The sequence below is a fragment of the Capnocytophaga canimorsus genome, from assembly GCF_002302565.1.
GTDB lineage: Bacteria > Bacteroidota > Bacteroidia > Flavobacteriales > Flavobacteriaceae > Capnocytophaga > Capnocytophaga canimorsus.
Window position 1 is genome coordinate 357,730 of the sequence record NZ_CP022382.1, and the last position, 11,742, is coordinate 369,471.

10 protein-coding genes are annotated in these 11,742 nt (G+C 35.3%); 9 read left to right on the top strand and 1 reads right to left on the bottom strand.

From position 1 onward, the window contains the following. Positions 1-105 precede the first annotated feature (105 nt). The 9 genes from rpe (at position 106) to CGC47_RS01665 (ending at position 11,178) form a co-directional block, all read left to right on the top strand. Positions 106-747: a ribulose-phosphate 3-epimerase gene (gene rpe, locus CGC47_RS01625; RefSeq protein ID WP_013997231.1), complete on the top strand. Its 642-nt coding sequence runs from the start codon at positions 106-108 to the stop codon at positions 745-747. Positions 748-807: 60 nt separating this feature from the next. Next, positions 808-1,695, top strand: a complete 888-nt coding sequence (locus CGC47_RS01630) for a NifU family protein (protein ID WP_013997232.1) — start codon at positions 808-810, stop codon at positions 1,693-1,695. Between the two features lie 10 nt (positions 1,696-1,705). Next, entirely contained in the window at positions 1,706-2,437 is a 732-nt protein-coding gene (locus tag CGC47_RS01635; protein ID WP_095899904.1) for a carboxypeptidase-like regulatory domain-containing protein, read from the top strand. Between the two features lie 4 nt (positions 2,438-2,441). Then, on the top strand, positions 2,442-3,179 hold the full coding sequence (locus tag CGC47_RS01640; protein ID WP_100342917.1) for a hypothetical protein: 738 nt from the start codon (positions 2,442-2,444) through the stop codon (positions 3,177-3,179). Between the two features lie 31 nt (positions 3,180-3,210). Beyond that, entirely contained in the window at positions 3,211-4,275 is a 1,065-nt protein-coding gene (aroC, locus tag CGC47_RS01645) for a chorismate synthase (protein ID WP_041999280.1), read from the top strand. A 16-nt stretch (positions 4,276-4,291) separates the two neighbouring features. Further along, on the top strand, positions 4,292-5,674 hold the full coding sequence (locus tag CGC47_RS01650) for an MATE family efflux transporter (protein ID WP_013997237.1): 1,383 nt from the start codon (positions 4,292-4,294) through the stop codon (positions 5,672-5,674). Positions 5,675-5,906: 232 nt separating this feature from the next. Then, entirely contained in the window at positions 5,907-8,450 is a 2,544-nt protein-coding gene (locus CGC47_RS01655; protein ID WP_095899906.1) for an ATP-dependent Clp protease ATP-binding subunit, read from the top strand. 92 nt (positions 8,451-8,542) lie between these two features. After that, entirely contained in the window at positions 8,543-9,166 is a 624-nt protein-coding gene (locus CGC47_RS01660; protein ID WP_041999277.1) for a C40 family peptidase, read from the top strand. Beyond that, the gene (locus CGC47_RS01665) at positions 9,163-11,178 is read left to right on the top strand and encodes a ComEC/Rec2 family competence protein (protein ID WP_041999274.1); all 2,016 of its coding nucleotides are present in this window, start codon (positions 9,163-9,165) and stop codon (positions 11,176-11,178) included. The genes CGC47_RS01660 and CGC47_RS01665 overlap by 4 nt, the downstream gene beginning before the upstream one ends. A 94-nt stretch (positions 11,179-11,272) precedes the next feature. Here the strand turns inward: CGC47_RS01665 and bcp are convergent, their stop codons facing one another. Then, the gene (gene bcp, locus CGC47_RS01670) at positions 11,273-11,734 is read right to left on the bottom strand and encodes a thioredoxin-dependent thiol peroxidase (RefSeq protein WP_095899907.1); all 462 of its coding nucleotides are present in this window, start codon (positions 11,732-11,734) and stop codon (positions 11,273-11,275) included. Between the last annotated feature and the right edge of the window lie 8 nt (positions 11,735-11,742).

Below are 11,742 nucleotides of genomic sequence, written 5' to 3' on the forward strand. Positions count from 1 at the left end.
TTGGTTGTCTTTAACAATTCAAAAAGTTACTTATCTTTGCGCAAAGAAGGTAACTTTTTTATTTATCACTAATCTAAAACATATAATTCACAAAAACAAACAACAATGATTTTAGCTCCTTCAATGCTTGCCGCAGATTTCGCAAATTTACAACGAGATGTTGAAATGGTTAATAAAAGTCAAGCAGACTGGTTTCATATTGATATTATGGATGGCGTTTTTGTTCCGAATATCTCCTATGGTATGCCTGTACTTGAGGCTATCGGTAAACACGCTCAAAAACCACTAGATGTCCACCTGATGATTGTTAATCCTGATCGGTATATATCTACCTTTAAAAAACTAGGAAGTGAAATTTTAACCGTTCATTATGAGGCTTGTACTCATTTACACAGAACCATTCAAGCCATCAAAAACGAAGGTATGAAAGCAGGAGTGGCACTAAATCCGCATACGCCAGTGGCTGTACTAGAAGATATTATACAAGACATTGATTTATTGCTTATTATGAGTGTAAATCCTGGTTTTGGCGGACAATCATTCATTGAAAATACGTTTAAAAAAATCCATCAAGCCAAACAACTCATTCAAAAATCAGGCTCGAAAGCACTCATTGAAGTAGATGGAGGAGTTACCGATAAAAATGCTCAAGCGCTTATGGAAGCAGGTGCTGATGCTTTGGTGGCTGGAAGTTTTGTATTTAACTCTCAAAGCCCGATGCAAACCATAGCAAATCTAAAAAAATAATAATCTAAAAAAATAATAATCTAAAAAAATAATAATCTAAAAAATCTCACACTATAAAATATGGAAAACATCGAATTAAATATACAGCACACTAATAATCCAACCATTATAAAATTAGAAGCTTCAAATTTGTTGGTAAAAGGAAGCTACGAATATAAGAATATTGACCAGGCAAAAGATTCGCCTCTAGCACAACAACTTTTTTATCTACCATTTATAAAAACAGTTTATATCTCTGGAAATTTCATCGCCTTAGAGCGCTTTTCTATTGTACAATGGGAAGACGTTGAGCAGGAGGTCGCCCAACAAATATTGGCTTATATCCGTTCAGGTAAAGAAATTGTTATCAATGATGCCCAACAAAAAAATCTACCCATTACGGTCTATGCTGAAAGTACGCCCAATCCAACAGTAATGAAGTTTGTCGCTAATAAGAAATTAGTAAACAATGTATATGAATTTAAATCAATAGATGAAGCTAAAGCATCGCCTTTAGCCTTAGCTTTATTTCATTTTCCGTTTGTAAAAGAAGTCTTTATAGATGAAAATTACATTTCGGTTACTAAGTACGATATTGCTGATTGGAATGATATAACAATGGAATTGCGCGAGTTTATTCGGAATCATATTGCTCAAGGAAAGGATGTTATTGCTGCTTCAGAGGTTGAAAAAAGAACAAATGAAAAGCAAGAAGCAAAAACCACTGATGCAGTTTCTCAGCAAATTATGGATATTATTGAAGAATACGTAAAACCTGCCGTAGCTTCTGATGGAGGAAATATTCATTTCTTATCATACGATGCACAAACTCATTTGGTACAAGTGATGCTTCAAGGAGCGTGTAGCGGCTGTCCTTCTTCTACCTTTACTTTAAAAAATGGGATTGAAACAATGTTGCGCGATATGTTGCAAAATCCGCAATTAAAAGTGGAGGCTATCAACGGATAATTCAATAAATATGAAAATTTTTCTATCCATAGGACTTCTTTTTTTTGCTACACAGCTACTTACTGCTCAAAAACTGCGCACTGTCATTGGTAAAGTAGTGGTAGCAGGAAATCCGATAGAGAACGTTCATATTCAGAATTTACATACTCAAAAATTTACAGTTACCGATACTAGCGGATACTTTTCTTTACTTGTAGCTGAAAGTCAAGTGTTACAACTGACCCACGTGGGGCTACAAACAGTTTTTAAAACCATTACTGCCCAAGATATGGACTCCTTTGCAGGATTCGTGATAGAAATGAAACCGCAAATTACTGAACTAAGTGAAGTAGAGGTCTCTAAATATCAAAAAATTGATGCTAAAGAATTAGGGATTATTCAGCACGAGGTTAAAAAGAAATCTTTTGCGGAAAAACGCGTATATAGTGCATCATCATCTGGGGGTGGTTTAATCATTGGTTTAATCAACGCTGTTACAGGAAGAACCAAAATGCTCAAAAAAATAGCTCTTAATGAAACTAATTTAGCAATTGCTGATTATATAAAGCTCAATATGAGTGATTTTCTAAAAAAGGAACTCAAAATCAATGAAGAACAAATTGATCTTTTGGCTTATTTCGTGATGGAAAAACCCGCTTTTCACCAAGCAGTTCGTAATAAACAGAACGAAAATCTCCGTTTTATGCTTATTGACGCTTGGCTGGAATACAACAAACTAATTGATGTTGAGGAAGATTTATAAGCCTATGAAAAACATTTTTATAGCTTTATTTTTGCTTTTTTCTGTCCTAAAATCGGTGGCTCAAACTGCGGAAATCATTCACGGACAAGTACTTTCGGATACTATTGCGCTTCAAGGAGTTCACATTGAAAATTTGGAAAATAAAAAAATAGTCTATACCGATGCCGACGGAAATTTTTCTATTCCTGTTCGTGAGGGCAATACCTTAAAAGCAACTCATATCGGGAAAAAGACAGTCTTCAGAACCATTACAAAATACGATTTAAAAAGTATTAAAGAGCCCATAACAATTCGTTTAGTCGATGAAATTGAAGAAATTAAAGGCGTAGAAGTTTCTAAATATCAGAAGATTGACGCCAAAGAAATCGGCATTATACAGCATACACCCATAAAACGAACTTTTGCTGAAAAACGAGAATATGCTAACACTAAAATACGAGGCAATTCACTGCTGTCTATCAACATAATAGGACTTATTAATGCCATTACCGGAAAACGGAAAATGTATAAAAAAGAGGTCAAATACGAAAAAAATAAAAAAGTTGCCGATTACATCAGAAACCAAATGAGCGATTTCCTATCAAAACAATTAGGATTAAATGCAGAAGAAATTGAAACAATAGCCTATTTGGCTATGGAAAAAACAGAATATCATAGTGCGGTTACTTCTAAAAATAATACAAAATTGCAACAATTGTTGGCAAATGATTGGCTAGAGCTACAAACCAATCTTTCAAAATAATTCTTAATCTTTCATTTTCAAAAATAAAACTATGGCAGGAAATACATTCGGAACGATATTTAGGCTCACTACTTTTGGCGAGTCGCACGGGGAGGCTCTTGGCGGAATTATTGATGGCTGTCCAGCAGGGATAAACATTGATTTTGAAGCAATTCAAAAAGAATTATACCGACGAAAACCTGGTCAATCGGCTATCGTTACTCAACGGAAAGAACCTGACGAAGTACGTTTCCTTTCAGGGATTTTTGAGGGAAAAACAACAGGAACTTCCATAGGTTTTATTATTGAAAATACAAATCAAAAGTCGTACGATTATAGTCATATAAAAGAAGTGTATCGACCAAGTCACGCCGATTATGTTTATCAGCAAAAGTACGGACATCGCGATTATCGTGGAGGCGGACGAAGTTCAGCTCGTGAAACGGCTTGTCGTGTGGTGGCAGGAGCTATCGCCAAACAAGTTTTGAAAGACATTCGGTTTTCGGCTTATGTTTCTTCTGTAGGGGAACTTTCTGTAAATAAAGATTATACAGAATTGGATTTGTCTCTAACAGAAACCAATCCTGTTCGTTGTCCTGATTTGCAAATGGCTTCAAAAATGGAAAATTATATAAAAGAAATCCGAAAGGCAGGGGATACAATAGGCGGAACGATAAGTTGTGTTATCCAGAATGTTCCTGTGGGGCTGGGTGAACCTGTTTTTGACCGACTTCACGCACAGTTAGGTAAAGCAATGCTTTCTATCAACGCTGTGAAAGGTTTTGAATACGGCAGTGGTTTTGAAGGGACTAAACAACGTGGAAGCCAACATAATGATCTTTTCAATCCTAACGGAAGTACACAAACCAATCGTTCTGGCGGAATTCAAGGAGGTATTAGTAACGGAATGGATATTTATTTTAAAGTGGCTTTCAAACCTGTGGCAACTCTTATGCAAATGCAACCTGCTTTAGATTCAGAAGGAAACATCGTGCAAATGCAAGGAAAAGGACGTCACGACCCTTGTGTAGTACCACGTGCAGTTCCCATTGTGGAGGCAATGGCTGCAATGGTCATTCTGGATTTTTATTTGATGAATAAAACAACCATAATATAACAACAAAACAAGAAAAATGCTTTTTTATCATAATATTTCGAATTATACCCGAGAGTTTAAACATAATTTCAAACTGGCTTTCCCTGTAATTTTAGGAATGCTCGGACATACTTTCGTAGGTTTTGTGGATAATGTTATGGTAGGCAAATTAGGAACTGCCGAACTGGCAGCCGTAGCCTTGGGGAATAGCATTGTTTTTGTTGCAATGTCTTTTGGTATTGGTTTCTCAACTGCTTTTACACCTTTGGTAGCGGAGGCAGATAGCGTAAAAAATCATTCTGAAGTAAAATCGATTTTAAAACATAGTATTCTCATTAGTAGTGTCCTTGCTTTGTTTCTTTTCGGATTATTATTTCTTTCTGGTCCGTTAATGCATTGGCTCAAACAACCACAAGAAGTAGTTGCTTTGGCAGTGCCTTACACTAATTTGGTAGCTTTCTCGCTAATTCCTTTAGTGTTTTTTTCTTCCTTAAAACAATTTACTGACGGATTATCGCTTACTCGATATCCTATGTATGTAACATTGGTAGGAAATTTGGTAAATATTTTACTGAATTATATCTTTATTTATGGCAATTTTGGTTTTCCTGCCTTAGGAATTATCGGAGCGGGAATTGGTACCTTGGTCTCTCGTTTGATGATGCCCATTCTGCTTTGGTTCATTCTCTTAAGACTTAAAAAAACAAAAGATTTAATACGCAATTTGAATTGGAAAAATATTGAGCGGTTTAAAATACGAAAAATAACAAATTTAGGAGTTCCCTCAGGAATGCAAATGGTTTTCGAAGTAGGTATTTTTACTGCTGCTATTTGGATTAGCGGTGTTTTGGGTAAAAATCCTCAAGCAGCAAATCAAGTTGCTTTGAATTTATCAAGTATGACTTTTATGGTGGCTTCAGGGTTGAGTGTAGCAGCAATGATTCGTGTGGGAAATCAGCGTGGATTACGTGATTTTGCTAATTTACGACGCATTGCACTTTCAGTTTTTTTGTTAGTTTTTTTCACTCAAACTTGTTTTGCTTCGTTTTTTGCTTTGTTTAGACATTGGCTTCCTACGCTGTATTTAGATATGAATGATATTGTAAATCAATCGGATAACCTTGAAGTGATTTCTGAAGCGGCTAAACTTCTACTCATAGCTGCCATTTTTCAAATTTCCGACGGATTGCAAGTAGCGGCTTTAGGAGCGTTACGAGGATTACAAGACGTTAAAAAACCGATGTATATTACTTTTGTCGCCTACTGGGTAATCAGTTTTCCAATTTCCTATATTTTAGGATTGCACACCCCTTTAGGAGGAATGGGAATTTGGATAGGACTTCTATTGGGGCTTACCATTGCTGCCATTTGGTTATTATGGCGCTTTCATAAAATTACTTTAAAAATGATAAATAACTGACTCATAGTATTTATCACTTAAATAGACAAAGATATATTATGAGAAATAGATTAAAAAATTGAACTTATAAAATCTGACTTAAAAATATTTAAAAAAATTAGTTTATTTCTGTCTTTTTTATTACTTTGCTCTTTTTATTTTAGGAATGAAACTACTGACAAGTTTTCTTTAAGGAAAACTTAGGTATGATTTTTGATTACATATTATCCAAAAGATTTGTAAGATCACTACTATGAGCGAAAATTTTTCACCAAGAGTTAAAAGAATTATCACATTCAGTCACGAAGAAGCTAAACGATTAGGTAGCCCATTTATTGGTACAGAACACTTTGTGGTAGCTATCCTTCACGAAGGATCAGGGAAGGCGTTCGAAATTTTGAAAGCGTTAAATATTGATTTTATTCTGTTAAAACAACGCATTGATACCCTTATTTCCGTTGCCGAAGGAGCAGCTTTCAGCTCCCCCACCCCTGCCCTTACGATGCAAGCACAACGAGCTATACAAACTACATTTTTGGAAACCAAGCGTTCACAAGATAGTATCGTAAATTCTGGACATCTGTTACTGAGTATTTTACGTAATGAAAACGACCCAACAACAAAAATATTCAAAAAACTGAACGTAGATTACGAAAATGCAAAAGAAGTGTTGAGTTCACATAAAAATCTTGATTCAGATGCCTTTAATGTTGATATGTCAAAAGATTTTGAAGATGAACCTCAAGACGATTTTTTAGAGCGCCCAAAAGGGGAAAATATTCCACCTTCTGGCTCCAATAAGGGAGGGCAACGAAAAATGACCGTCCTTGATAATTTCGGTAGAGATTTGACTTATTTGGCTGAACAAGGCAAGTTAGACCCCGTTATTGGTAGAGATAAGGAAATTGAACGAGTTTCACAAATTTTAAGTCGTCGCAAAAAAAACAATCCTTTGCTAATTGGAGAACCCGGAGTGGGAAAAAGTGCCATCGCTGAAGGACTTGCATTGCGTATTTTTCAAAAGAAAGTTTCACGTATCCTGTACAATAAACGTGTGGTTTCGTTAGATTTAGCTTCATTGGTTGCCGGAACCAAATACCGAGGGCAGTTCGAAGAACGTATGAAAGCCATAATGAATGAATTGGAAAAAAATGATGATATCATTTTATTCATCGACGAAATTCATACCATTGTAGGAGCAGGTGGAGCTGCAGGTAGCTTAGATGCTTCAAATATGTTCAAACCCGCATTGGCACGTGGTGAAATTCAGTGTATTGGAGCAACCACCTTGGATGAATATCGACAATCTATCGAAAAAGATGGTGCTTTAGAGCGTCGTTTCCAAAAGGTAATTGTAGAACCTACTTCCGTAGAAGAAACTATTGAAATTCTTCATAATATCAAAAAGAAATATGAGGATCACCATAGCGTTACCTATACCGATGCTGCTATTGAGGCTTGTGTTAAGCTAACGAATCGATACTTAACCGATCGCTTTCTGCCCGACAAAGCTTTAGATGCTTTAGATGAAGCAGGTTCGCGAATCCACATTACTGAAATGAAAGTTCCTAAGGAGATTTTAGAGCTTGAATCTCAATTAGAAAACATTACCAAAGAAAAAAATCTTGCCGTTTCCAAGCAACAATTTGAAGAAGCTGCCAGATTACGTGATTCTGAAAAAAACTTAGAAAAATCGTTAGGTGACGCCCATAAAAAATGGGAAGAGTATGTTAAGGAGCATCGTGATGAAGTAACAGAAGACCATATTGCCGATGTGGTTTCAATGATGAGTGGCATTCCAGTGAATCGTATTGCTCAAACCGAAATGAATAAATTAGCCACTTTAGGCGAAACCATTAAAGGAAAAATTATTGGGCAAGATGCAGCTGTTGAAAAAGTGATAAAAGCCATCAAGCGTAATCGTACTGGTCTGAAAGACCCGAACAAACCTATTGGTTCATTTATTTTTTTGGGACAAACTGGCGTGGGGAAAACCCAACTAGCGAAAGTATTAGCTAAGGAATTATTTGACTCCGAAGAGGCTATGATACGCATTGATATGAGCGAATATATGGAAAAATTTTCAACCACAAGGCTAATCGGTGCACCTCCAGGATATGTAGGTTACGAAGAAGGTGGTCAACTTACCGAAAAAGTACGCCGAAAACCTTACTCGGTAGTGCTTTTGGACGAAATTGAAAAGGCACATCCTGATGTATTTAATATGCTTTTACAAGTGCTTGACGATGGCTTCTTGACCGACAGTTTAGGGAGAAAAATTGATTTTAGAAACTGCATCATTATTATGACTTCCAACATTGGTGCGCGTCAGCTCAAAGACTTTGGGCAAGGCATCGGTTTTGGAACTGCTGCAAAAACAAATCAAGCCGAAGCGCACGAAAAATCGGTCATTGAAAATGCTTTGAAAAAAGCTTTCGCTCCCGAGTTCTTAAATCGTATTGATGATGTAATTATCTTCAATCCATTGGATAAAGAAGATATTTTCCGAATCATTGATATTGAGTTAAATAAACTATATATTCGTATCAAGGAATTGGGCTACCAAATTAAATTGAGCCAGAAAGCTCGAGAATTTATAGCCGAGAAAGGATACGACCGTCAGTACGGGGCACGTCCTTTGAAAAGAGCAATTCAAAAATATGTAGAAGACCTTTTGGCGGAAGAAATTGTAGCGAGTAAAATCAAAGAGGGTGATGGTATTTATTTTGACGTTGATTCTAATAATGAATCTTTAATTATCAATATTTTAAACTCTAAATTGGACTCACTGAGCTAATTTTTTAATCATCTTTATAAAATGCTGACATAAAGCAATTGATTTAAAATCAAGTTTATGTCAGCATTTCTCAAAATTGTAAACTATCTTCTATGCGAAATACGTTATTAGGCATATTTTTGTTAATGGTAATTTTATTTACCTCTTGTGCAGAACGTTACACAACACGAAAGCGTATTGCCAAAAGGAGTAATTCTACTGAAAATGTAGTCATCGAAAACAGAAAGAAGCCTCAAGAACCCGAAAAAAAATCAGTAACCTTACCCTCTGATCCGAATACTGATTTTAGTAATAAAAGTGTTTCAAATACCGTCAATTCCAATAAATATACTAACGAAAAGCAACAAGTAGTTATTGATACTGCCCTTTCTTTTTTAGGAACGCCTTATCGTTACGGTGGAACTACTCGTAAGGGAATGGACTGTTCTGCTTTGGTAGGCACTTCATTTGAAGCGGTAAATATCAGTTTAAATCGTTCTTCGCACGAAATGGCAAAACAAGGCGAAGACGTAGATTTAGACCAAGTCATCGTTGGGGATTTACTGTTTTTTGTTACTGGAAAATCCAAACGTATATCACACGTAGGTATTGTGGTTGAGCATATTACAGAAATCAAATTTATACACGCCTCCACTTCACGTGGAGTAATTATATCTTCATTAAATGAAGGATATTGGAGTAAAGCCTACCGAAAAGCTAAAAGAGTACTTATGTGAGATTTGTAAATAATGCCATATTACTGATTCTCATAGGGTTTATTATTGGAATTTTAAGCTCTGAATGGATATTTCTCTCGTGGCAACAACTGCTTATTATAGGAGGTATCTTACTCATAACCATTGCATTTCATTTATATTTAGCTTCACGAAAACTTTTTTTTCGCCAAGGATATTCCCTACACGTATTTTTTGCATCGATTTTTGTGGGATTTTTGACATCGTTTTTACATAATCCCTCTCAAAAAAGTACGCATTATATTCATCATTTGAAAGAAAATGAATACTATACTTTTTTGGGAAACATTGCAGAGCAGGTCTCTGTTTCGGAGTATGGAACAACATATCGCGTACATCTTTTTAGAGCAGATGACCAAAAAATATCAGGAGATGTACTCTGTATTTTTCGTAAAGAGAATTCTTTAGAAAAGGAAGTAACTCAGGGTAAAACTATTGCTTTCATAGGAAAAACTTCAAAATTTGCGACAATAAAAAATCCGAATCAGTTTGATTATAAGCAATATATGCAGCAAAGGGGAATTTTTTGGCGAGTAGAACCCATAAATTTCAAATTTCTTGAAACATCATCAGTACATACCATTAAAAATTTAGCTGAAAAATCAAGACGATTTTTGTCAAATAAATTGGATAAAACTCAATTTTCAAATCAAAGTAAAGCGCTATTAAAGGCATTGCTTTTAGGTAATCGTTCAACATTAGATGACTTTCTTTACCAGTCATTTATTGATTCTGGAACGGTTCATTTATTGGCAATTTCAGGGCTTCACGTAGGGGTTATCGTAGCCATTTTGCTTTTCTTTATCGGAAAACTTCCTAACCGTAATGGTTGGAAAATCATTCGCTTTTTATTACTCTTGAGCGGACTATGGAGCTTTGCTTTTTTAACAGGGCTGTCAGCTTCAGTGATGCGCGCCGTTACAATGTTTAGCTTTGTGGGAGTTGGGCTTTTACTACAAAAACAACAAGGCCGCTTCGATGCGCTAATGCTCTCAATGCTATTTTTATTGATGATTCGCCCGAATTTTCTATTTGATGTAGGCTTTCAACTCAGTTATGCTGCTGTTTTCTCCATATTGGCTTTCTTTCCAATATTAAATTGTATTGAATTCAAAAACAAATTGCTAGCTTACTTTTGGAAACTTTTTGCTTTAGGAGCTACAGCACAACTTGGGGTCCTTCCTTTCAGTTTATATTATTTTCATCAATTCCCGATTTTGTTTTTCGTAGGTAACCTATTTATGGTACCTTTACTATTCCCTATTTTGGTATTAGGATTTCTATCGCTATTTTTAGCAGTATTTAATTTACTCCCCAATTTTGTGGTTTTTAGCTTAGAATTATTGTTAGAGGCAATGCTTTTTACCGCGAAAACAGTTGCCTCACAAGAAAAATTCATCTTTAGAGATATTTATTTTGACCATTATATGTTGTTTTGTTCGGTAGCTATTATTTTCATCTTTTTAATTTGGTTAGAAGTCCGAAAAGCTAAATATCTGAAAATTCTATTATGTTTTGTTTTGGTTTTTCAATTTACCTTATTCTACGCGAAGTATCAAGCGCAAACCGACCAAAAAACGTACGTATTTCACACCCCTAAAAACACCCTCATAGGCGTAAGAAATGGAAAACAACTAACGGTATATCAAAAACATAAAAACTCTGAAAAGTCCATATCCGCATACATAAAAAATTCAGGAGTCAATCGTGTGAATTCTAAAAGCATTCCTTCCCTTTTAGAAATTCAAAAACACCGATTGCTAATTATCGACAGTTTAGGGGTTTATCCTAAAAGTGATAAAGTTGATTTTGTTCTGTTATCTAATTCACCCAAAATCAATTTAGAACGTATGCTAAGAGCTACAAACCCCACTTGGGTAATTGCTGATGGTAGTAATTTTCCTTGGTTAGCTTCAAATTGGGAAAGAACTTGTAAAAAATTAAACATTCAATTTCACAACACTTCAAAATCAGGGAGTTTTTTAATTGATTAACATATAATCGAAAAATGTTTTCTTATAATTTACATTTTCATATTCCCTTTAAAGGAGTAATAGTAATGCCCCATTATTTTGTATTAACCGATATTCAGCTAACGAGAGAAAGTATTTGTTGGGTATGATTTTTAGTTTGTACTTTATCAATGATGTGAGTTATTTGATGATTTTCATCTATGATGAAAGTTTTACGATGTATGCCATCAAAGACTTTTCCCATAAATTTTTTTTGTCCCCACACTCCAAAAAGTTCAATAATTTCACGGTTTTCATCGGCTATAAGAGGAAAAGGCAATTGATTTTTTTCAGCAAAATTGAGCTGTCTTTTTACCGAATCGGCACTTATTCCGAGTAAGAAAAAACCTTGTTTTTTTAGTATTTCGTGTCCGTCTCTAAGGTTACAAACCTCAGCAGTGCACCCTGGAGTACTCGCCTTGGGATAAAAGAAAATAATTCCTTTACGTTGTTTGTAATCCGATAGTTTTATCGGATTTCCGTTTTGATCAATCCCTGAAAAGTCAGGAATTACCTCTCCTATTTGCAGTGATTTCATTTTTTTTG

Coding starts and splice junctions, on each gene's coding strand:
- CGC47_RS01640 (WP_100342917.1), top strand. CDS start 2,442: ATGAAAAACATTTTTATAGCTTTATTTTTGCTTTTTTCTGTCCTAAAA.
- CGC47_RS01655 (WP_095899906.1), top strand. CDS start 5,907: ATGAGCGAAAATTTTTCACCAAGAGTTAAAAGAATTATCACATTCAGT.
- CGC47_RS01630 (WP_013997232.1), top strand. CDS start 808: ATGGAAAACATCGAATTAAATATACAGCACACTAATAATCCAACCATT.
- CGC47_RS01660 (WP_041999277.1), top strand. CDS start 8,543: ATGCGAAATACGTTATTAGGCATATTTTTGTTAATGGTAATTTTATTT.
- aroC (WP_041999280.1), top strand. CDS start 3,211: ATGGCAGGAAATACATTCGGAACGATATTTAGGCTCACTACTTTTGGC.
- bcp (WP_095899907.1), bottom strand. CDS start 11,734: ATGAAATCACTGCAAATAGGAGAGGTAATTCCTGACTTTTCAGGGATT.
- CGC47_RS01635 (WP_095899904.1), top strand. CDS start 1,706: ATGAAAATTTTTCTATCCATAGGACTTCTTTTTTTTGCTACACAGCTA.
- rpe (WP_013997231.1), top strand. CDS start 106: ATGATTTTAGCTCCTTCAATGCTTGCCGCAGATTTCGCAAATTTACAA.
- CGC47_RS01650 (WP_013997237.1), top strand. CDS start 4,292: ATGCTTTTTTATCATAATATTTCGAATTATACCCGAGAGTTTAAACAT.